This window comes from Flavobacterium faecale (assembly GCF_048320115.1).
Classification (GTDB): domain Bacteria; phylum Bacteroidota; class Bacteroidia; order Flavobacteriales; family Flavobacteriaceae; genus Flavobacterium; species Flavobacterium faecale_A.
In genome coordinates this window covers 202,934-224,078 of sequence record NZ_CP182943.1, presented here as the reverse complement: position 1 = coordinate 224,078, position 21,145 = coordinate 202,934, and the positions used below count along the sequence as shown (strand labels likewise).

Sequence of the window (21,145 nt, the reverse complement as noted above, 5' to 3'; positions counted from 1 at the left end):
ATATACCGATTTTATCCCTGTAAATAAAGGGATATAATGATTTGTAAATCAAATGATAGCTCGGATAGAAATGACTATTTTAGAACACAGATTAGAGAAATTCATAAAATTGAAGTTTATTAATGTAATCCGTGTTTGAATTTATATAGAATTGGTCTGTATTAATTTGCAGAATCTGTATTCTAAAAAAAAAGAGCTTTGTCCATTTTGGGAACAAAGCTCTTTTTACTATTCTACTGCTTGTTGTTTTGCAGCTTGGTGAACGACTACTTGTGGGAACGGAATTTCGATTCCTTCTTTGTCGAAAGCTATTTTTAACCTTTTACGGAGTTCGCCAGTAACTTCAAATTGTCGGTGGGCAATAGTTTCTCCTAGGATTTTAACCATGATTGCAGAGTCCGCAAAATCATTGACACGCAAGAATTGTGGAGCTTTGATAATGTAGTCTTTCCATAGAGGATCTTCGGCAATACTATTTCCTACTTGATTAATTACAGATATTAGATGTTCTAGTTCTGTGGTATAGCCGACTCCCATATCTAAATTTACTCTAGCATAATCTTTAGATAGATTGGAAACCGTTTTGATTTCACCGTGGGGAATATGGTGTACAGTACCGTCAATATCTCTCAAAGTAGTTTTTCGTAAACTAATTTCTTCAACAGCCCCTCCCAATGTGTCGAATTTTACAATATCACCAATGCGGTATTGATTTTCAAGAATGATGAAAAGTCCTGAAATAACGTCACGAATAAGGTATTGTCCACCAAAACCAAAGGCTAAACCGACAATTCCTGCAGCGGCAATGATTGGTGCGATTTCAATTCCAAATTCACTCAATATCATTAATGAACCAACGGTAATGATGACTATTTTGGAGGTAGTTGTAAAAATTTGAATCAGTGTGTTTTCTCTTTTTTCTTCAGCCTCTTTTGAAAGATGTTTTTCTGGACGTACAGCAATGCGTACTGCTTTGGCTATAAAACGAACGAGGATTTTGTGAATAAAAAAAGCGCCTATGGCAATAAAAAGTACTTTTATTCCATTACTCATGGACCAAGCTATAATTTTTTCAGCATAAAGATTGCTGTATTTTTCAAATATTTTAATGATGTAATCTGTTTCCATAAATTTTTTAATAATAATCATTTGTTTGTAAATAACAAGAAAAATGGTCTTTTCTCTTGATTTTCGCAATTTAGAAGTTTTTTAGAATTCTGCCCAATTACAATTGTTGTTATTGTGTTAAAATCATTTTTCTAAAAGATAGTTATCCCAGTCTATCCGTAAATAAAAAGTCCAAAAACATTCGATTGTTTTTGGACTTTTATATAAGGAATAGAATTTTAATTAAATATCGTCAAATTCAATATCTGTAAAACTAGAAGTTTGAGGTAAAACTCCTTCTTCCACAGCGTTTTTTTCAGAGATATATTCTTTTTTGAAATCTTTTTGATGTCTTTCAGAGATTACTTCTTCGCCTTTGTGGTTCAAGACGTATGAAGTCATTTCTTCAAGAATTTCAGAGAAAGCCGTAAAGTCCTCTTTGTATAAATATATTTTATGTTTTTTAAAGTGGAAAGAACCGTCTTCTTCTGTGAACTTTTTACTTTCTGTAATTGTTATGTAGTAATCATCGGCTTTAGTTGCTCTTACATCAAAGAAATAAGTTCTTCTTCCAGCTCGTAAAACTTTAGAAAAAATTTCTTCTTTTTCTAACATATCATTTTCTCTCATAATCCTTTCTGACAATTTATGGTTATTAAATCGTAACCAAAAATGATAAAAAAAATGTTATTAAGCAACAATTAGAGCAATTCTTTTTCCGAAAGTTGTTTTAAATACAGGGATGAATAGTAGCCTTCTTCATTTATTAACTGGTTATGAGAACCTTGTTGGATAATTTTACCATCTTCAAGAATGATGATTTTATCAGCATTTTTTGCAGAAGATACTCTATGACTTACAATTATGGTTGTTTTGTCCTTACAGATTTCAAAAAGATTATTTAGGATAGCTTCTTCGGTCTCAGTGTCAACTGCTGAAAGACAGTCGTCAAAAAGTAAAATAGGTGGATTTTTGATAATCGCTCTCGCAATAGAAACACGTTGTTTTTGACCTCCAGACAGGGTGATGCCTCGTTCCCCTAATACCGTATCGTATTTATTTTTGAAGCCCATAATGTTTTTGTGAACGACAGCGTTTTTGGCGGCTTGTATCACTTCATCTTCGGTAGCGTTTTCTTTACCAAATTTAATATTGTTCTTGATTGAATCCGAGAACAAAAATGCATCTTGAGGTACAATTCCAATGCTGTTACGCAAGTCAAACAAATTCAATTTGCTTATTTCTTGCCCATCAATTAGAATAGCGCCATTGCTTACATCGTAAATACGTGAAATTAAGGAAAGAATAGTTGATTTTCCAGATCCTGTTTTGCCCAATATGGCCAATGTTTCTCCTTTTTTTACCGTAAAGCTAATATTTTTTAATGCAGTAATATTGGTGTCTCGGTAGGTGTATGATACGTTGTTGAATGCAATATCACCCTCAATATTAGAGTGTTCTGGATTAGTATTGGTTATTTCAGGCTGAATTTTTAGAAATTCATTAAGTCGTTTTTGAGAAGCTTCGGCTTCTTGAACCATAGAAGAAACCCATCCTAGAGAAGCTACTGGCCAAGTCAACATATTGACATATAAGATAAACTCGGCAATCGTTCCAATACTTTTGATGGTTCCTTGGATGTACATCAATCCTCCAAAATAGATTACGACCAAGTTACTAATCCCAATTAAGGCTAGCATGAAGGGACCAAACAGTGATTGTACGCGTGCTAAATCCAAGCTTTTGCTTTTACTTTCTTGAGCCAGATCGATCATGTTGTTTTGATGCTGACCTTCTAAAGAATAGGCTTTGATAACACGTACCCCAGAGAAGATCTCTTGTGTAAAGCTAGAAACTTTAGAAAGGTATTGCTGAAAAGTAGTACTCCTTTTGTTGATTTCGGTGCTCAATTTGAAAATAGCATATGAAAGCACAGGTAATGGTAATAGTGTGTAAAGCGTCAGTCGTGGCGATACATTGTACATGTATAAAATCACAATAGCAAAACGAATAATGGTATTGATAGTGTACATTACGGCAGGTCCAACATACATACGAACTTTAGAAACGTCCTCACTGATACGGTTCATTAAATCACCCGTTCTATTTTTTTTGTAAAAATTTTGAGTAAGGTTTTCGTATTGTTGAAAGACTTCATTTTTTAAGTCGAATTCAATGTGGCGCGACATAACAATCAAGGTTTGGCGCATCAAGAAGGTCAAGAAACCAGCAATGATGGTTGTTCCTATGATTAATAGAATATTATTGATTAACTCAGTTCTTATGACAGCATTTGGAATGGATTTGTCAGAAGAAAATTGCTCGATAGCTTCAAACGATTTACTAATTAATTTAGGCGTAAATAAGGAGAATATTTGAGCAATGATGGTAAATACAATGCCAAGTAAGAAACGGTATTTGTATTTGGAGAAATATTTATTGAGATAACCTAATTCTTTCATGTGTAAGCAATAGCTAGTGGGTTTGGGCTTGTAAAATGTTTTTATTAAAACAAATTTAATTCACAAAGATAACCGTTTCAAGATAATTAATTGTTAAAGTAAAGTTGTAATCATAAGGAATAGTATGAAGTGTTTTGGTGTTTAAAAAGTTTTAATGAGTCAGTTGAGGTTTTTAAGCTCATGTATTAGATGTGATTGAATCTGAATCTTCTTATCCTAGCCTTGTTTGCAACAAATTTTCTTTTTTTTTTAAGGTGAAAAGATGAGCCAAAATAAAAAAGATAATGTGTCCCGAAGTGTCGGGAGCAGGAAAAATTGTGATTGTAAATAAATTGTAGTGCCCTTAGTTGTTACGATGGTTTTGGTACTTTTTTGAAATTTAAATTTTATTTTAAAAAAGGAATAGTTACTTTTGCGGACTAATTCATAAAAGTTCTTACACGGTGGTAAATAGAAGGCACATTCGCGTCAAAGTAATGCAATCCATTTATGCGATGCATCAAAATGGTTCTGAAAATCTAGAGAAAGAAGAGAAATTTCTTTTTTTTAGTATAGACAGTATTCAGGATTTATATCTTACCATGGTTTCCTCATTGATGGAAATATGTAAAAAAGAAACAGAGTTCTTGCATAAATCGAGTTTGAAACACTTAGCAACTCCAGCAGAACGAAATCCTAACAAAAAGTTTATAAATAATGCCGTTTTTCAAATTCTTGCCGAAAATAATTCGCTGAGCATTGCTATTGAAACCCGCAAGATTGATACTTGGTATTTGAACGAAGATTACATTTTGTTGTTGTTAAATGCTGTTAAGGAAAGTAAGTATTACTTAGATTATATGAGTAATCCAAAGCAAACTTTTGAAGAAGATAAACAACTGATTGTGGATTTGTTCACTCATATTATTGTACCAAATGATAAGTTATACGAGCATTTAGAGGACGATAAATTGACTTGGATTGACGATATTCCGTTGGTAAATACATTAATTATCAAACAATTGAAAGGTTTGAAGCCTATTGAAGAAGATAATTTTAGAGTTCCTAAGGTGTATAAAGATACTGAGGATAAGGATTTTGCAAAAGATTTGTTTAGAAAAACAGTCTTGAATGAAAAAGAATTAGCCAAACAATTTGTAGATAAAACGCCAAACTGGGATAGTGATCGTATTGCTGAAATTGATACAATTATTTTGAAAATGGCAATTTGCGAATTATTGAAATTCCCTTCAATTCCAGTAAAAGTAACCTTAAATGAGTATTTGGAATTGGCCAAAGAATATTCTACTCCAAAAAGTAGTATTTTTATCAATGGTATTCTGGATAACTTAGTTAAAGAATTAGAGGCTAATAAAACTTTATTAAAAACCGGTCGCGGTTTGATATAATAATTAACAATTAAAAAAAATAAAATTAAAACTATGGAACAATTAAATCAATTTGCACCGTTTTTATTAATGTTTGTAGTGATCTATTTCTTCATGATTAGACCGCAACAGAAAAGAGCTAAACAAGAAAAAGCTTTTGAAGCTGCTTTGAAAGTAGGCGATAAAATTATTACAAAAAGTGGTCTTCACGGTAAAGTTGCAGAACTAGGTGAAACGACAGTGGTGATTGAAACCATGTCAGGGAAATTGAAAATGGAACGTTCTTCTATTTCTATGGAAATGAGTGCTTCATTGGCAAAAAAATAATCTTTTTAAAAGGTCATAAAAAAAACCGATATAAACTTTAGTTTGTATCGGTTTTTTGTATTTATTGTACACATTTAAGTCTGAAAATAAATGTGCTACCTGTGTTCTCAGCACTGGTTAACTCAAGACCAGAATCGTGTAAGTCAAGTATTTTTTTAGCAATAGCTAAACCTAGTCCAGTACTGTTTTTAAGGTCAGTATAATTATTGGCCCTATAATATCTGGCAAAAATCCGTTCTCGATCTTTTTCAGGTATTCCAATGCCATTATCTGTTATTGATATTTTAACGTGATTGTTATAGCATTTTTCGGTTGTAATACTGATGTATCCGTTTTCAGGGGTGAATTTAATTGCGTTATCTAATAAGTTTTGAATGACTCTTTCAATTAAGGAGATATCTGCAAAGACGGGAGCTAGTTCTTTGGATAAAAAAGTTTCAATTGTGATGCTTTTAGTTTTTGCAATGAAGCTGTATTTAGTTCCTATATCATTTACGAGTTCACTTATGATAAAAGGCTCTTTTAATGGTTTTATTTGGTTTGCTTCTAGTTTAGACAATTCGAAAAGTTCGTTTACTAGTTTTTCTAGCTTTTCCGAACTTTTACTCACGGTATCAATATAGTTTTTGCGATCTTCGACGGATATAGACTCTTCTTTGATTTGCAAAGTTTCAAGGTAGCCACGAATAATGGCAATAGGTGTTCTTAAATCATGGGAAACATTAGCAATAAGTTCCCGCCTTAAATTTTCTACTTCCTTAAGTTTGTTTATATTATTAGTAAGGATGTCAGCCATTTCATTAAATATTTCGGCCAATGGTTTTTCACTTCCAATGGTATTTAAGTCTACTCTAGCAGTCAAGTCTCCTTGTTTGAATTGTTGCATAACATGGAGGATTTTAGTATAGTTTTTAGTAATTGTATTGATGATTAGTAAACCAATGACAAAAGTAAAAAACAAGGTAACTCCCATAGTTCTATAACTGATTTGCAATAAGTAACTGGTAAATAGGGTATCTGTTTCTGGTTTGCCTTTTTCGCCATTGAGCACTACATAAATATACGCATAAAGCATATTGTTCATGGTCAATTGATGTGCTGAAAATGCTTTTTGTATGGCTGGGTTTAAAGGATCGTCCCCTTTAATAAAGTTTTTATTCTTATCGGTTATAAAATCTTTAATTGGTTTTAAATTAATACTACTGATGACTAGATTTTTTTCTGGCGGATACCAAGCAAGAATTTTTCCTTTAGGGTCAATAAGGTAAACTTCAAGATTAGGATTGATGGCTCTAACGTGATGAAACATTTCGTTTAAAGCAGGCTTAATTACTTCCCCATTGTAGAACGGTGTTGAGTTCTCTATAATGTTTTTTGCCGTGTCATGATTTAATCGTTGGTCTACTTCTTGAAAATATTCTGTAGAATATTTATAGCTGATATAAACGTGTACGACTCCTACAATTGCTAATAAAAAAAAGAATACAACTGAGATTTTCCAAAATAAAGGATTGAATTTTTTTTGTTTCATAGTTATTTTATTTCATCAGTAAATCTGTAGCCAATTCCCCAAGTAGTTAATATAAATTTAGGATTAGTAAGGTTGGGTTCTATTTTTGTTCGTAAACGATTAATGTGTGAGTTTACAGTGTGTTCATAACCTGAAAACTCATAACCCCAAACGGTATTTAGTAAAGATTCACGAGAATAACTTATTCCGGGGTTAGACATAAATAGGTATAGTAAGTCAAACTCCTTCGGAGTAAGTTCAATTATTTCGTCCTCAAGAATTACTTTTCTTTTGAGTGTATCCATACTTAAGTTGTGACACTTTAATATTTTAGGAGCCTCTATTGGTTCTTGTATTGACATTTCATTTCGTCTCATAAGAGCTTTTACTCTAGCTATAAATTCTCTAATGCTAAAGGGTTTTGTTAGGTAATCATCAGCACCAGTTTCAAGGCCTATAATTTTATCTATTTCTTCACTACGGGCTGTGAGCATCATGATAGGAGTGGTGTTTTTATCGGCACGAATTCGTTTACATATTTCAATACCATTAATATCAGGTAGCATGATATCTAAGATAATGACATCATAATGGTTTGATTTTACTAATTCTAAGCCGTCAAATCCGTTGTAGGCTTTCGTTAGTTCACAATTAATATCTTTTAAGTGAATACTAACAAGCTCTACAATAGAAGGGTCATCTTCAATTATTAAAATGTTTTTCATGTTTAAGAAATTAGGCTATTATTAGTCTTATTTTGATTTTAATTTTTTTTGAACTTTATGTTGTTTAGCGTGAGCCTTTTATTATTACAATTTATTTTGTGTTTTTTGTAAATATATGATTTAAGATTTGTAATAGGTGTTACTTTTTTTGATAAACAATTCCAAGAGAGAGTATGTTGCTTGCATAGATATTTTTGGCTTTTACAATGGCACTGTTTGAATTATAATATTGCGCAGTAATACCAAATTGTTTGTCTATTTTGTAAAGTCCTCCAATAGATACCGCTGTATATGTTGTACCATCTCCTCTAATAAAATCAGCAAATTCTGGTTTTTCTCCAACACCAGTTTGTATTGATAATTTAGTATTAAACCAAAGTTTATCAAAAAACAAGTATCCAACTTCAATTCCAGATTGGAATTGATTTTGAAAGTTACGTTCTTTATATTTTGTTCTGTAATTGAAGGCACTATATGCGCTTACATACAATTGTAGTGGTGAAAAAGAATGAGAAACGGCCAAAGTTGTCCATACATTAAATTCCCCGTCTCCTGAAGGTAGGTTAACGGTTATTAATGGGTTATTGTTGTCTTTTGCGAAATTATTTGGTGTCCCTGTAGGGAACTCAGGTGTTATAGATATGGAAAGAGGATATGATTTTTGCAATATTCCATATTTTAATTCTAGTTTTGCATCGCCAAAACCGCTAACTTTATTTGTAGTTTCATATCCGTTTTGTTTATAAAATGGTAAATAAGTTGTTGCTGTAAAACGATCAGTAAGTCCGTATTCTCCATAGAAAGAAGTTGCTTTTTGTGAAAAAGCATTTGTTTTTAAACTGGTACCCTCATTATTTCTAAAATCAGTTGATTGATAACCACTGTAATCGATTTTTAAAAAATAAGTATTTTTTGCTTTTGTCCAACCACTTTGCGCATTTGTATCTGTAGAGAAGAATAAAGATATTATCAGGAATATATAAATAGGATTTTTCATTTTTTTTAAATTTGATTATTAAAGCAAAAGACATTGATAAAGTATCAATGCCTTTTACCTAAGAAAAATTCAATCAATTATTTTAATAAGCCATTTCCAAAAGGAATGCTGGCAGTACCACACCAGATAATGACATAATCTAATCCTGCTGGTATTGTTCCATCAACTTTATAATAAGCTTCTCCATTTTTAGTAATAATACCTATTAATTTTAAGTCTGGATTCCCTGTTCCTGGACTAGCGGTAAAAGTTGCGGTTTTAGATAAGTATACTGTAGCAGTACCGGTTCCTTGTTCAGTAGTAAAATCAGAACCTAAGTGCACAAATGTGGTGTTCTGACTGTCTTTACCTATCTCTATTTTTCCTTTTGTAGGAGTGCCATTTTGAGCGGTCAATGTTCCTGTTTTTGAAACGTTAAAAACTCCTACAGGAATAGCAGTATCAACTGCTACTTCTACAGTTTCAGTGTCTTTTGAACAAGATACAGTTGTGATTGAGATTGCTACTAGTGCCAACATTGTAATGATAATTCTTTTCATGATTTTTGATTTTAAATTTGTAATTCATTTTATTGAAGCAAATATCACGTAGAAGTATCACAGAAATATCCCGAAAAGATGACAAAAGAGTAATCTTTTGTTTTTCGAAATTTAAGAGGAATTATATAATGGAAGTATGTAAAAAAAAAGGACAGAAATATAGTGTAGATATTCTGCCCTTTTTAGGAATAATTATTTTTAAGTTACTTCTTTTTTTCTAGTCCAAAATTAGGTTGACTCGTCAGTTCAGCAATTTTTACAATTACTTCTACTGCTTTTTGCATACTCTCTACAGGAACGTATTCGTATTTTCCGTGAAAGTTATGTCCTCCAGCAAAGATATTAGGACAAGGTAAACCCATGTAAGAAAGTTGGCTGCCATCGGTTCCACCACGAATAGGTTTGATGATAGGTTTTACTTTGACTTCTTTCATGGCTTTGGCAGCAATGTCAACAATATGTTTTACAGGAACTACTTTTTCCTTCATGTTGTAATATTGGTCTTTTACCTCTGCAATAACAATGTCTTCGCCAAATTTCTTCGTATATTTTTTATTGATTTTGCGAATGATTTTTTCGATTAAAGCTTTGCGCTTTTCGAATTTTTTCTTGCTATGGTCTCTGATAATCAGTTCTAAAACCGTTTCTTCGATGCTTCCATTCAAATGATGTACATGAAAAAAACCTTCGTAACCTCTTGTTTCTTGTGGTATTTCATCTTTTGGTAAAGCATTGATGAAATCATTGGCCAATAACATGGAGTTAATCATTTTTCCCTTGGCATATCCAGGATGTACGCTTTTTCCTTTGAAAGTAATTTTGGCTCCAGCCGCATTAAAATTCTCGTATTCTAATTCTCCAATTTGGCTCCCGTCCATGGTATACGCCCATTCAGCTCCAAATTTTGCTACATCAAAGTGGTGAGCCCCACGACCTATTTCTTCATCAGGGGTAAAGCCTACTCTGATTTTTCCGTGTTTGATTTCAGGATGATTGATGAGGTATTCCATGGCAGTAACAATTTCGGTAATTCCAGCTTTGTCGTCTGCTCCTAATAAGGTAGTTCCATCTGTTGTAATTAAAGTTTGTCCTTTATATTGTAGTAAATCTTTGAAATAGTTTGGAGACAAAACGATGTTTTTTTGTGCGTTTAAAACAATATCTTTTCCATCGTAATTGCGAACTATCTGCGGATTAACATTTGCTCCTGAAAAATCGGGGCTGGTGTCAAAATGCGAAATAAACCCAATTGTTGGTACTTCATGTTTTATATTTGAAGGCAGGGTAGCTGTTATATAAGCCTTGTCGTCAATGGTAACTTCTTGCATTCCAATTGATTTTAAGTCGGCTACGAGTTTGTTAGCTAAATCCCATTGTTTGGTTGTACTTGGTGTTGTTTTTGAATTAGGATCAGATTCGGTGTCAATCGTTACATAGCTTATGAAACGGTCTATAATAGGTTGCATAGATTTGTTTTTAAATGAAGTGGTAAAGATACTTTTTTTGATTGAAAAGGCTTTTTTGAGGGATATAAAAGTTTTGTTTCGCAGAGATTCGCAGTGAGAATACACAGGGCTCGATAACTTTTTCTACACAGTTTGTCATGCTGTAGGAATCTCTAACAAAATATTTTATACACTGCTTTGAGAAATGGAACAGTCTAAAAAAATAATCTGTGATAATCAGTAGAATCTATGTTTGATATTATTTCATTTCCTCCAAAATTTTAAGAATCTTATCTAGTTTTTCGATTTCGATAGAATTTAGTTTTGCAGCCAGAGCTTCGATTTCGAGTTTAGCCTCTTTATTAGTATTGTAATCGTCTTGGGCTTGGATTCGGTCTCTTTCGTTTTGACGGTTTTGTGCCATCATTATAATCGGTGCGGCATAAGCCGCTTGTGTTGAAAATAGTAGGTTGAGTAAAATAAAAGGATAAGCATCCCAGTGTCTAAAATAAGCTGTCAAATTTAATCCCATCCAAATAATAACAAAAACGGTTTGGATTATGATAAATCGCCAAGAGCCCATTCCTTTGGCAACAGCATCAGCTATAAGGCTACCATAGTTAAGACTTTCTCTATGTCTTTGATGCCAGTTTTTATTTAGATTCATAGGTTGAAATTTTATTTAAAAATAGCAAAAGTTTCTTTTGCTATAAAGATTAGAGGGCTAAACTTTTATATCACAATTTGAAAGAGTATCGTTTTTAAAATTTGACAGCAACTATTTCTTATTCGGTTATATAGTACTATTTTTGCACCACTTTAAAAACAGCAACTATGTACAAATTATTACTTCGTCCTTTACTTTTTTGTTTTGATCCTGAAAAAGTACATTATTTTACCTTTTCATTGGTTCGATTCACTTCTAAAATTCCAGGTTTTAGCGCGTTGTACAAAAGTTTGTATTTAGTGAATGACAAACGTTTAGAAACGGAAGTTTTTGGGTTGAAATTTAAAAACCCTGTTGGTTTGGCTGCTGGTTTTGATAAAGATGCAAAGTTGTATAAAGAGTTATCCAATTTTGGTTTTGGTTTTATCGAAATTGGAACGTTGACTCCAAAAGGACAAGAGGGAAATCCTAAGAGGCGTTTGTTTCGTTTAAAAGAAGATTCGGCTATCATTAACCGAATGGGTTTTAATAACGGAGGTGTTAAAGAAGCGGTAGAGCGATTGAAATCAAATACAGGTGTGCTGATTGGTGGTAATATTGGAAAAAATAAAGTAACGCCAAACGAAGAAGCTACTTCGGACTACGAAATCTGTTTTGATACTTTATACGATTATGTCGATTATTTTGTTGTGAATGTGAGTTCGCCCAATACACCTAATTTGAGAGCTTTACAAGACAAAGAACCATTAACGCAATTATTGCAAACCCTTCAAAATAAAAATTTGGCTAAGCCAAAGCAAAAACCAATTTTACTAAAAATTGCTCCCGATTTGACTGATGAGCAATTGCTAGATATTATTGATATTGTGAACGAAACCAAAATTGCGGGTGTGATTGCAACGAATACCACTATTTCTCGTGAAGGTTTACAATCTGCGAATAAAACTGAGGTGGGTGGACTGTCAGGGAAACCATTGACGAAACGTTCTACTGAAGTGATTCGTTTTTTATCTCAAAAAAGTAATAAATCGTTTCCTATCATTGGAGTAGGAGGAATTCATACTGCCGAAGATGCTATCGAAAAACTAGAAGCAGGAGCAAGTTTAGTACAATTGTATACTGGTTTTATTTATGAAGGACCAGCATTGGTAAGAGCAATCAATAAAAAGATTTTGACTAGAAAATAAGGAATCTATTGAGGTTTAAAAATAAGACGCAATGAAAAATATATTCATTGCGTTTTTTTTATGCTTCTCTCCATAACTTTTGAACCGCATCCAAGTCTCTTTTCATAGCATCAAAAACTATTTTTTTATCGATGGAAATGGTTTGGTTTCCTTTTTCGGCTCCGCCTAAATCGTATTCTAAATGTAGTGAAACCGGTGGTTTTAGTCCATGTTTTTTAAGGAGTTTGAAGTAGGTCTTGAAATCAACCATTCCTTGTCCAATTGGAGTGTTCACTGTTTGCCAAACGCCATTGATATTCATCCATTTAAAATCTTTTAAAACGATGGTTTTAATATGAGAATGTAATAGATAAAACCCATTTTGCCATGAATAACCGCCTTCTACTGTAGCATGACGAATGTCGTATTGGGTACCAAAGTAATCTTGATTTGCATTTTTTAAAATGGCTTCTATCTCCCAATAAGAAGCCCCTACACTAGTTCCAGCATGATTTTGATAGCAACCTATTATACTGTTCTTTTGATTCAATTCACTTAATTTTTTGATTTCCTCTTGGTAATGTAGGAGGTCATTTTGCATATTTCCGTTTACAGTGTATTTTAACCAATTGGTTCTGTAATAGTGTATTTTTTCTTTGGCTGCTGCTTCAATGACGGCAACATCAATTGGATTGTTTATGCTTTCAACCGAAGTGGTAATCATCGTGCAATTAGAACCCGCTTTTTGGATATCTCGAATAGCTAAAGGTAAGTCAGTTGTTACAAGTTCAGGTTCTACATGCCCTTTTGGGCGTACTGTTAAATCTAAGCCAGAAAACCCTAACTCAGCCGCAATTTCTCCTGCTTTGTAATAATCCAAAAATTGTAAGTGTTTTGAAAAAATATTCACAGTCAGCCCATCATTATCATTTGTGTTTTTTGAGAAAGCGTTCATTGGAAAATTCAAAAATGGGATTGCTGCTGTGGTCAAAGCTGTCTTTTTTATAAAATCTCGTCTGTTAACTGTGCTCATAATTTAGTGCATGTTGGATTGGTTAACCAAAAATAGCTAAAATATACTTTCAAGCTAATAATAAAGAACTTTTTATAAGGTTAGGTTATCAATATTATGGATATTTGTAATCTTAATAGTTTTTTAGAGCCCATTATGATTAATATAATAATAATTTTTACCAGTTTAGTTCTGGGGTTGGTATTGCAAAATATAAGGGAGTTTCCCATTACAAAGGCTTATAAACTACTTAATAAAATTGTGGTAACTATTTGCTTACCAGCTATTGTATTGTATTATATTCCAAAGTTAAAATGGAGTAATGAATTATTATATCCCATTGGAGGAGCATGGATTGGTTTTGTGGTTGCTTTTGCTTTGTTTTATTTTTTAGGAAAAAAATGGGGTTGGTCTAATAAATTAATTGGTTGTTTAGTGCTCACCGCGGGACTTGGAAATACTTCTTTTATAGGATATCCCGTTATTAGTGCCCTATATGGTGAACAAGGATTAAAGATGGCTATTTTATTTGATCAGCCTGGTACGGTTGTCGTGTTGTCAACCTTGGGGATTTTTATTGCAACTTATTTTTCAAAAGATAATTTGAAGCCTATTCAAATGTTGATTCGAATGTTTAAGTTTCCACCGTTTGTTTTTTTTATTGTCGCATGTTTCTTGAATGTATTTTCAATAGAATTAGTAGATTGGTTTCAAGATATTTTGAAAGGTTTTGGGAGTATAATGGCTCCTTTGGCGTTGACTTCTGTTGGTTTGCAATTGCGTTTTGAAAGTAAAAGCCAACATTGGAGATTCCTAGGTTTTGGATTGTTGTATAAATTGATATTGACTCCGCTTTTTATTTATGTATTGTATGTTTTGATATTGAATCAAAGATCGGAGATGATTAAGGTTGTTTTAATGGAATCTGCTATGGCTTCTAATATTACAGCGAGTATTTTAGCTACGAGTTATGGATTAAAGCCTCGGTTGGCAAGTATGATGGTTGGTTATGGAATTCCACTATCCTTTATCACATTAGTTTTTTGGTATTTTGTAGCACAGTTTATATAGCTAAGAGGTTGTTTTAAATTTTATTTATCATTCGATTCTAAGTCATTTCCTTTTTTTTAACTAATTTTAAGGGAATTTAAAACAAAAAACATCATGGCTTCATTACGTTTAGGAGATACAGCACCTGATTTTACAGCAGAAACTTCAAAGGGAACGATTAATTTTCATGAATGGTTAGGTGATTCGTGGGGAGTTTTGTTCTCACATCCAGCTGATTTTACACCTGTTTGTACAACAGAGTTAGGAACGGTAGCGAATTATTTTCCAGAATTTGAAAAGAGAAATACCAAAGTACTGGCTTTAAGTGTGGACGGACTGGAATCACATAAAGAATGGATTAAGGATATCGAAGAAACCCAAAAAGTAAGCTTACAGTATCCTATTATTGCTGACGAAAATAGAGTAGTGGCTTCATTATATGATATGATTCATCCTAAAGCTAGCGAAACTTTTACTGTACGTTCAGTATTTATTATTGGACCTGATAAAAAGATAAAGTTAATGCTGACTTATCCAGCGTCAACTGGGAGGAATTTTGATGAATTATTACGTGTTATTGATAGTTTACAATTGACTGCCAATTACAGTGTAGCGACTCCAGCCAACTGGAAAGATGGTCAGGATGTTGTGATTTCTCCTGCTATTAAGGATGAAGATATTCCTGCTAAATTCCCCAAAGGATTTAACCGAATTAAATATTATTTAAGAATGACTCCACAGCCTAATAAATAAAATTTTATAAGGTAACTAAGGTACTAAGGTTCTGAGGTGCTAAATTTTTATAAGGAATTGCCTTAGAATTTTAGCGCCTCAGAACTTTTTTTATATTAGATTATTAATCTTAGCATACTGCAACAGTAGGATAGTCTTAGCATCTTTTATCTCGCCAGTTGCAATCATGTTGTAGGCTTTGTCAAATGGCCATTCCAGTACTTCGATTTCTTCCTGTTCCTGTTCAAGTCCGCCGCCTTCGCTTACTTTCATGTCTGTATTGTATTCGCCTACAAAAAGATAAAGGATTTCGGTTACGGCGCCAGGTGAAACATAGGTTTCCATTACTTTTTTTACCTCAGTTACACGGTAACCTGTTTCTTCTTCGGTTTCGCGAATGATGCATTGCTCGGGATGGTCTGCATCTAGAAGTCCTGCGCAAACTTCAATCATCATGCCTGAAGAATTTCCGTTTAAATAAGAGGGAAGTCGAAACTGTCGCGTAAGGATAATGGTTTTGTTTTCTTTGTTGTAAAGTAAAATTCCTGCTCCGTTACCTCGGTCATAGACTTCTCTTTTTTGTGTAATCCACTGTCCTTTTTTATTAAGATAATCGAAAGTGACTTTGTTGAGCAGGTACCAATTGTTTGAAAGTAATTCGGTTTTTTGAATTTTGATATTAGGGTTTTCCATTGGAATAGAGATGATAAAAAAAAACGCTCTGAAATTTCAGAGCGTTAGATATTATTTAAGAATTGTTTGTTTTCTGTCTGGTCCTACAGAGACAATTTTGATAGGCACTTCCACTTCTTTTTCAATGAATTCGATGTATTCTTTTAGCTCTACTGGTAACTCTTCATAAGTCGTCATTCCAGTTAAATCTTGTTTCCATCCTTTGAATTCTTTGTAGATAGGAGTAACATTTTCTTCTTCCACATTGTAAGGGAAATGAGCAATATTTTTTCCTTTATAGTTGTACTCTGTACAGATTTTTAATGTTTCAAATCCTGAAAGGACATCACCTTTCATCATCATCAATTGGGTTACTCCGTTGACTTGGATAGCATATTTCAAGGCTACTAAGTCTAACCATCCACAACGTCTTTGTCTTCCAGTTACTGAACCAAATTCGTTTCCAACTTTAGCCATAGTTGAGCCTACTTCGTCAAAAAGTTCCGTAGGGAATGGGCCACTACCTACACGAGTGGTGTATGCTTTGAAAATACCGTACACTTCTTTGATTTTGTTAGGAGCAATTCCTAATCCGGTACAAGCACCAGCAGCAGTAGTGTTAGATGAAGTTACAAAAGGATATGTTCCAAAATCCACATCTAGTAAAGAACCTTGAGCACCTTCACAAAGAATAGATTTACCTGCTTTTTGAGCTTGGTACATGTACTCTTCACTATCAATGAAATCTAGTTTTTTGATTTCTTCGATAGATTCAAAAAATTCAGCTTCTAGTTCTTCAAGGTTGTATTCTAATTCAACACCGTAAAAGGCAATCATAGCTTCATGTTTGTCAGCTAGAGAACGGTATCTTTCTTTGAAATCTTCTAATTCAATATCTCCAACTCTTAGTCCGTTACGACCTGTTTTGTCCATATATGTTGGTCCAATACCTTTAAGAGTGGAGCCGATTTTCGCTTTTCCTTTTGAAGCTTCAGAAGCAGCGTCAAGCAAACGGTGTGTTGGTAGGATTAAGTGTGCTTTTCTAGAAATGATTAATTTCTTTTTGATATCGATGTTGAATTTAGCCAATCCTTCGATTTCTTTTTGGAAAACAACTGGGTCAATTACAACTCCATTTCCAATTACATTTACCGCAGTTTTATGAAAAATTCCAGAAGGGATGGTTCTCAATACGTGTTTGATTCCGTCAAATTCTAAAGTATGTCCTGCATTTGGACCACCTTGGAAACGGGCAATAATATCGTAATTTGAGGTAAGAACGTCAACAATTTTTCCTTTTCCTTCATCTCCCCATTGTAATCCTAGTAATAAATCTACGGTCATTTTAATTTCTTTATTTAATCGTTAATCTGATTTGGCGGTCAAACACAATAAGGCTCGACCATTTTATTTAAACTAAATATTTTTTTATTTGTTATCTTCTTCCTTTTGGTCAGCCTCTTCTGTTTTAGGCTTCCTTTTGGTGCCGTAAAAGTACAAGGAATGATTGGTTATTTCAACATCAAAAATCTCTTCAATGGTTTTTTTGATGGTTTGAATGCGAGGGTCGCAAAATTCCACCACTTCACCAGTATCGGTCATGATAAGATGATCGTGTTGCTTGTCGAAGTATGATTTTTCGTAATGTGCTTGATTTTGACCAAATTGATGCTTTCTTACTAATGCACAATCTAATAATAATTCGATGGTATTGTATAGGGTAGCACGACTCACACGGTAGTTTTTATTTTTCATTTTGATGTATAAGTTCTCTACATCAAAATGCTCTTCACTATCGTATATTTCCTGAAGGATAGCGTAACGCTCTGGCGTTTTTCTATGTCCTTTATTTTCAAGATACATTGTAAAAACATTTTTTACAATCTCTTGGTTTTTGTTGTTATCTGTGGAAATGAGTGTCATATTCGGCAAAGATAAATTATTATTTTAATAGTTCCTTAGGATTGAATTTAATTTTGTTTAAATTGAGTTAAAATCGAATCAATTTGAGTTAGAAAATGTGCTTAGAGGGATTAATTGGTATAAACTCGCGTTACTTTATCTACACCGTCAATTTTCTTAATGTTGTCAATTAATTTTTTCAAGATGCTGTTATTTTGAACAATAACAATTACTTGGCCTTTGAAAAGTCCAGCATCACCACTCAGAGATATACTTTGAATGTTGACATTCATGTTATTTGAGATTACTTTGGTCAACTCGTTAGTAAGTCCTAAGGTGTCCATTCCTGTAATATTAAGCATGGCTTTGAATTCTTGGCGAGTGGAATCAATCCATTTGGCTGGCATGATTCGGTAAGCGTAATTGGACTGTAGAGAAATGGCATTAGGACAGTCTTTTTTGTGAACTTTGATACCTTCATTAATGGTTACAAAACCAAAAACATCATCACCAGGAATAGGATTGCAACAAGTAGATAATTTATAGTCTAGTTTGTCTTGTTCCTTTCCAAAAACCAACATATCATAATTATGATTTAATATGTGTTTGTGAATATCGGTATCGGACGTCTTTTCAGTACGTTTGATTTTGTTTTTAAAGAAATTGATTAATGTATTTCCTTTCTTGGCAGCATAATCTTTTAATTGTTGGTTTTCTATAGATCCCACACCAACTCTGTAAAACAAATCGAGACTTGTTTTTAGGTTAAAGAAATTTACTAATTCGTTGACTGTAGTTTCGTTTAAGGTAACTTTTAGATGTTTTAGTTTACGAGTAAGAAGTTCTTTGCCGTGTTCAGCGATTTTCTTTGTGTTTTCGTTCAGAACACTTTTTATTTTGGTTTTTGCTCTCGATGTGGTGACATAGTCGAGCCAGTTTACAGTTGGTTTTTGATTTGGGGAGGTAATAATTTCTACTTGATCTCCACTTCTTAATTCATAATTAAGAGGTACTAATTTTCCGTTCACACGTGTCCCTCTAGTTTTGATACCTATTTCAGAGTGAATACTAAAAGCAAAATCCAAAGAGGTGGCTCCTTTAGGTAAAGATTTAATGTCTCCTTTTGGGGTAAACACATAGATTTCTTTTGAATATAAATTCATTTTAAAATCTTCGACAAAATCAACTGCACTAGTTTCGGAGTTTTCGATGGCTTCTCTTAGAAGGTTTAGCCAAACATCCAATCCATGTTCTTCATCTGCGCCATTTTTATATTTGTAATGTGCTGCATATCCTTTTTCAGCAATTTCGTCCATTCGTTCACTACGTACTTGTACTTCTACCCAGCGACCTTTAGGCCCCATAACGGTGATGTGCAAAGCTTCATAGCCTGTAGATTTTGGTGATGAAATCCAATCACGTAAACGACTCGGGCTGGGTCTATAATGGTCTGTAACAATGGAGTATATTTTCCAAGCTAGGAATTTTTCATCATGAGGCGAGGATTTGTATACAATTCGCAGGGCAAATTTGTCGTATACTTGATCAAAAGTCACGTTTTGTGCCTTCATTTTTCGATGAATCGAATAAATTGATTTAGGACGCCCTTTGATGACATAATCCAGTCCTTCAGCATCTAGTGAAGTCTTAAGAACTGAAGAAATATCTTTGATGTAATTGTCTTGTTGCTCTTTAGTTTCTTTTATTTTGCTTACAATTTCATTGTAAATACGCGGTTCAGTATATTTTAAACCTAAATCTTCTAATTTGGTTTTAATATTGTATAACCCCAAACGATGGGCAAGAGGTGCATAAATATATAAGGTTTCGGAGGCTAGTTTTTCCTGCTTGTAATCTTCCATGGAGTCCATGGTTTGCATATTATGCAACCTGTCCGCCAGTTTGATTAAGATAACACGAACATCATCGTTTAAAGTAAGTATCATTTTTCGAAAATTCTCCGCTTGCATGGAGACTTTCATATCCTTTTGAACGATGGATATTTTGGTAAGTCCTTCTACTAACTGTGCGACTTTTGGATTAAATAATCGTTCAATATCTTTGACTGTTATTGGAGTATCTTCGACTACATCATGCATTAAAGCTGCTGCTATGGAGGTGGCTCCTAGTCCAATTTCGGAGGCTACTATTTTTGCTACAGCAATTGGGTGAAATATATAGGCTTCCCCAGATTTTCTACGTTGCTCTTTATGCGCATCTACGGCCACGTCAAATGCTTTTCGAATTAGTTTTTTGTCTTCAGGGGTTAAAGTTTGGTAACTGATTCGAAGTAATTCTTTGTATTCTTGAGCAATAGCTTTATTTTCTTTTTCTATGTCGATTTCTATCATAACGGGGGTGTTCAATCTCTAAAAATAAGTATAAGATATTATATATGCAAGCGTAAAATGTAGGTTCATGCAAAGAGTTTGTGACTTTGTTAATTAACGATTGAAGATAAACGAATAACGATTTTTGATGTTTTCTTCGAAAGTAAATTTAGACTCTAATTGAATTGATTTTATAGTAACGATTTTTGAACTTTGACTTTTGATTTTTGTGTTTTTAAAACCCTCTTTGTCTTTTGGCTTCAAAAATTAAAATAGCTGCAGCAACCGAAACATTCATACTGTCTATTTCACCTTGCATAGGAATGATGATATTTTGTGTAGCGGCTTCACGCCATTCTTGAGTCAGTCCTGTAGCTTCTGTCCCTACAACAAGGGCTGTAGGAGCTGTGTAATCCTGTGTGTGGTAAGAAGTTGAATTTTGCAAAGTGGCGCAATAGAAATTGATGTTTTTGTCTTTAAGAAAATTGATGATTTCTGAAGTTGTGCCAGTAGCAATTTGGTTCGTAAATAAACAGCCTACACTTGATCGTACGATGTTAGGATTGTATAAATCGCTTTTGGGATTGGCAATAATAACAGCATCTAATTTGGCAGCATCAGCAGTACGCAGTAAAGCCCCAATGTTTCCAGGCTTTTCTGGTGCTTCGGCAATAAGGATTAGCGGATTTTTCGATAGTTTTAAATCGGATAATTGCATTGGTTTTGATTTAGCTACAGCCAAAATTCCTTCTGTACTATCCCGATAAGCTAATTTTTGAAAAATCTCTTTGTTAATTTCGATGAAATCAGCTGATTTTACGATTTTTTTAGCTTCCGATTCAGAACAAATTTCTGGATAAAATAAAACCGTTTGGATTTCATAACCTCCTTTGATTGCAATTTCAATTTCTCGTTTTCCTTCTATAATAAAAGTACCCGTTTGCTTGCGGCTTTTAGCTTTATCTTGTAGTAAGACCAATGATTTTATGAAAGGATTTTGAATAGATGTAATTTGTTTCAATGGTAGGGATTTATCGGTTTTTGTGCTTGCTCATTTTCAAGTAATAAAAACCTGTTTTTTAAAGGGCTAAGATAGTATAGATTTTTGAAATTTGAAACCTATCAATATGTAGCG

Annotated in this window: 20 protein-coding genes; 5 read left to right on the top strand and 15 right to left on the bottom strand. The window is 33.4% G+C overall.

Annotation, left to right across the window (positions count from 1 at the left end; all coding sequences use genetic code 11):
- Positions 1-228: 228 nt before the first annotated feature.
- From ACNH59_RS00945 to ACNH59_RS00935, 3 genes are all read right to left on the bottom strand, one after another.
- A complete protein-coding gene (locus tag ACNH59_RS00945) occupies positions 229-1,128 on the bottom strand; it encodes a mechanosensitive ion channel family protein (protein ID WP_418263586.1) in 900 nt (299 codons plus the stop codon).
- 222 nt (positions 1,129-1,350) lie between these two features.
- Positions 1,351-1,737 (bottom strand): PUR family DNA/RNA-binding protein, encoded by a 387-nt coding sequence (locus ACNH59_RS00940; protein ID WP_418264910.1) that lies wholly within the window; start codon positions 1,735-1,737, stop codon positions 1,351-1,353.
- Positions 1,738-1,808: 71 nt separating this feature from the next.
- Positions 1,809-3,569: an ABC transporter ATP-binding protein gene (locus tag ACNH59_RS00935; protein WP_418263585.1), complete on the bottom strand. Its 1,761-nt coding sequence runs from the start codon at positions 3,567-3,569 to the stop codon at positions 1,809-1,811.
- Between the two features lie 476 nt (positions 3,570-4,045).
- Between ACNH59_RS00935 and nusB the strand changes: the two genes are divergently transcribed.
- Positions 4,046-4,957 carry a transcription antitermination factor NusB gene (nusB, locus tag ACNH59_RS00930; protein ID WP_418263584.1) on the top strand — a complete coding sequence of 304 codons (912 nt, stop codon included), beginning with the start codon at positions 4,046-4,048 and terminating at the stop codon, positions 4,955-4,957.
- A 33-nt stretch (positions 4,958-4,990) separates the two neighbouring features.
- Positions 4,991-5,263, top strand: coding sequence for a preprotein translocase subunit YajC (gene yajC / locus ACNH59_RS00925; protein WP_418263583.1), 273 nt, complete (start codon positions 4,991-4,993; stop codon positions 5,261-5,263).
- Between the two features lie 61 nt (positions 5,264-5,324).
- Here the strand turns inward: yajC and ACNH59_RS00920 are convergent, their stop codons facing one another.
- The 6 genes from ACNH59_RS00920 to ACNH59_RS00895 form a co-directional block, all read right to left on the bottom strand.
- Positions 5,325-6,794 carry a sensor histidine kinase gene (locus tag ACNH59_RS00920; RefSeq protein WP_418263582.1) on the bottom strand — a complete coding sequence of 490 codons (1,470 nt, stop codon included), beginning with the start codon at positions 6,792-6,794 and terminating at the stop codon, positions 5,325-5,327.
- A gap of 2 nt (positions 6,795-6,796) precedes the next feature.
- Complete coding sequence (locus ACNH59_RS00915) at positions 6,797-7,498, bottom strand: response regulator transcription factor (RefSeq protein WP_418263581.1); 702 nt, start codon at positions 7,496-7,498, stop codon at positions 6,797-6,799.
- Between the two features lie 139 nt (positions 7,499-7,637).
- Complete coding sequence (locus ACNH59_RS00910) at positions 7,638-8,495, bottom strand: hypothetical protein (RefSeq protein ID WP_418263580.1); 858 nt, start codon at positions 8,493-8,495, stop codon at positions 7,638-7,640.
- Between the two features lie 77 nt (positions 8,496-8,572).
- On the bottom strand, positions 8,573-9,034 hold the full coding sequence (locus ACNH59_RS00905; protein ID WP_418263579.1) for a DM13 domain-containing protein: 462 nt from the start codon (positions 9,032-9,034) through the stop codon (positions 8,573-8,575).
- A 203-nt stretch (positions 9,035-9,237) separates the two neighbouring features.
- Positions 9,238-10,500, bottom strand: a complete 1,263-nt coding sequence (gene pepT / locus ACNH59_RS00900) for a peptidase T (RefSeq protein WP_418263578.1) — start codon at positions 10,498-10,500, stop codon at positions 9,238-9,240.
- 238 nt (positions 10,501-10,738) lie between these two features.
- Positions 10,739-11,146, bottom strand: a complete 408-nt coding sequence (locus ACNH59_RS00895) for a DUF1003 domain-containing protein (protein ID WP_418263577.1) — start codon at positions 11,144-11,146, stop codon at positions 10,739-10,741.
- 167 nt (positions 11,147-11,313) lie between these two features.
- Between ACNH59_RS00895 and ACNH59_RS00890 the strand changes: the two genes are divergently transcribed.
- Complete coding sequence (locus ACNH59_RS00890) at positions 11,314-12,333, top strand: quinone-dependent dihydroorotate dehydrogenase (RefSeq protein ID WP_418263576.1); 1,020 nt, start codon at positions 11,314-11,316, stop codon at positions 12,331-12,333.
- Positions 12,334-12,391: 58 nt separating this feature from the next.
- Here the strand turns inward: ACNH59_RS00890 and ACNH59_RS00885 are convergent, their stop codons facing one another.
- Positions 12,392-13,345, bottom strand: a complete 954-nt coding sequence (locus ACNH59_RS00885) for a sugar phosphate isomerase/epimerase family protein (protein WP_418263575.1) — start codon at positions 13,343-13,345, stop codon at positions 12,392-12,394.
- Positions 13,346-13,480: 135 nt separating this feature from the next.
- On the opposite strand from ACNH59_RS00885, the gene ACNH59_RS00880 reads away from it, so the two are divergent.
- Positions 13,481-14,395: an AEC family transporter gene (locus ACNH59_RS00880; protein ID WP_418263574.1), complete on the top strand. Its 915-nt coding sequence runs from the start codon at positions 13,481-13,483 to the stop codon at positions 14,393-14,395.
- A 93-nt stretch (positions 14,396-14,488) separates the two neighbouring features.
- Positions 14,489-15,127 carry a peroxiredoxin gene (locus ACNH59_RS00875; protein WP_418263573.1) on the top strand — a complete coding sequence of 213 codons (639 nt, stop codon included), beginning with the start codon at positions 14,489-14,491 and terminating at the stop codon, positions 15,125-15,127.
- A 90-nt stretch (positions 15,128-15,217) separates the two neighbouring features.
- On the opposite strand, the gene nudK is transcribed toward ACNH59_RS00875, so the two are convergent.
- The 5 genes from nudK to ACNH59_RS00850 all read right to left on the bottom strand — a co-directional run bounded on the left by nudK (position 15,218) and on the right by ACNH59_RS00850 (position 21,031).
- Positions 15,218-15,799, bottom strand: a complete 582-nt coding sequence (gene nudK / locus ACNH59_RS00870; protein ID WP_418263572.1) for a GDP-mannose pyrophosphatase NudK — start codon at positions 15,797-15,799, stop codon at positions 15,218-15,220.
- A gap of 51 nt (positions 15,800-15,850) precedes the next feature.
- Positions 15,851-17,122: an adenylosuccinate synthase gene (locus tag ACNH59_RS00865; protein WP_418263571.1), complete on the bottom strand. Its 1,272-nt coding sequence runs from the start codon at positions 17,120-17,122 to the stop codon at positions 15,851-15,853.
- An 84-nt stretch (positions 17,123-17,206) separates the two neighbouring features.
- Positions 17,207-17,701, bottom strand: a complete 495-nt coding sequence (locus ACNH59_RS00860) for a Fur family transcriptional regulator (protein WP_418263570.1) — start codon at positions 17,699-17,701, stop codon at positions 17,207-17,209.
- Between the two features lie 110 nt (positions 17,702-17,811).
- Positions 17,812-20,031, bottom strand: coding sequence for a RelA/SpoT family protein (locus tag ACNH59_RS00855; protein ID WP_418263569.1), 2,220 nt, complete (start codon positions 20,029-20,031; stop codon positions 17,812-17,814).
- Between the two features lie 214 nt (positions 20,032-20,245).
- Positions 20,246-21,031: a TrmH family RNA methyltransferase gene (locus tag ACNH59_RS00850; protein WP_418263568.1), complete on the bottom strand. Its 786-nt coding sequence runs from the start codon at positions 21,029-21,031 to the stop codon at positions 20,246-20,248.
- Positions 21,032-21,145: the final 114 nt, after the last annotated feature.

What these genes read in the sequence shown, in the direction of transcription:
- ACNH59_RS00945 (WP_418263586.1), bottom strand. Translation starts at nt 1,128, where the DNA reads ATGGAAACAGATTACATCATTAAAATATTTGAAAAATACAGCAATCTT.
- ACNH59_RS00940 (WP_418264910.1), bottom strand. Translation starts at nt 1,737, where the DNA reads ATGAGAGAAAATGATATGTTAGAAAAAGAAGAAATTTTTTCTAAAGTT.
- ACNH59_RS00935 (WP_418263585.1), bottom strand. Translation starts at nt 3,569, where the DNA reads ATGAAAGAATTAGGTTATCTCAATAAATATTTCTCCAAATACAAATAC.
- nusB (WP_418263584.1), top strand. Translation starts at nt 4,046, where the DNA reads ATGCAATCCATTTATGCGATGCATCAAAATGGTTCTGAAAATCTAGAG.
- yajC (WP_418263583.1), top strand. Translation starts at nt 4,991, where the DNA reads ATGGAACAATTAAATCAATTTGCACCGTTTTTATTAATGTTTGTAGTG.
- ACNH59_RS00920 (WP_418263582.1), bottom strand. Translation starts at nt 6,794, where the DNA reads ATGAAACAAAAAAAATTCAATCCTTTATTTTGGAAAATCTCAGTTGTA.
- ACNH59_RS00915 (WP_418263581.1), bottom strand. Translation starts at nt 7,498, where the DNA reads ATGAAAAACATTTTAATAATTGAAGATGACCCTTCTATTGTAGAGCTT.
- ACNH59_RS00910 (WP_418263580.1), bottom strand. Translation starts at nt 8,495, where the DNA reads ATGAAAAATCCTATTTATATATTCCTGATAATATCTTTATTCTTCTCT.
- ACNH59_RS00905 (WP_418263579.1), bottom strand. Translation starts at nt 9,034, where the DNA reads ATGAAAAGAATTATCATTACAATGTTGGCACTAGTAGCAATCTCAATC.
- pepT (WP_418263578.1), bottom strand. Translation starts at nt 10,500, where the DNA reads ATGCAACCTATTATAGACCGTTTCATAAGCTATGTAACGATTGACACC.
- ACNH59_RS00895 (WP_418263577.1), bottom strand. Translation starts at nt 11,146, where the DNA reads ATGAATCTAAATAAAAACTGGCATCAAAGACATAGAGAAAGTCTTAAC.
- ACNH59_RS00890 (WP_418263576.1), top strand. Translation starts at nt 11,314, where the DNA reads ATGTACAAATTATTACTTCGTCCTTTACTTTTTTGTTTTGATCCTGAA.
- ACNH59_RS00885 (WP_418263575.1), bottom strand. Translation starts at nt 13,345, where the DNA reads ATGAGCACAGTTAACAGACGAGATTTTATAAAAAAGACAGCTTTGACC.
- ACNH59_RS00880 (WP_418263574.1), top strand. Translation starts at nt 13,481, where the DNA reads ATGATTAATATAATAATAATTTTTACCAGTTTAGTTCTGGGGTTGGTA.
- ACNH59_RS00875 (WP_418263573.1), top strand. Translation starts at nt 14,489, where the DNA reads ATGGCTTCATTACGTTTAGGAGATACAGCACCTGATTTTACAGCAGAA.
- nudK (WP_418263572.1), bottom strand. Translation starts at nt 15,799, where the DNA reads ATGGAAAACCCTAATATCAAAATTCAAAAAACCGAATTACTTTCAAAC.
- ACNH59_RS00865 (WP_418263571.1), bottom strand. Translation starts at nt 17,122, where the DNA reads ATGACCGTAGATTTATTACTAGGATTACAATGGGGAGATGAAGGAAAA.
- ACNH59_RS00860 (WP_418263570.1), bottom strand. Translation starts at nt 17,701, where the DNA reads ATGACACTCATTTCCACAGATAACAACAAAAACCAAGAGATTGTAAAA.
- ACNH59_RS00855 (WP_418263569.1), bottom strand. Translation starts at nt 20,031, where the DNA reads ATGATAGAAATCGACATAGAAAAAGAAAATAAAGCTATTGCTCAAGAA.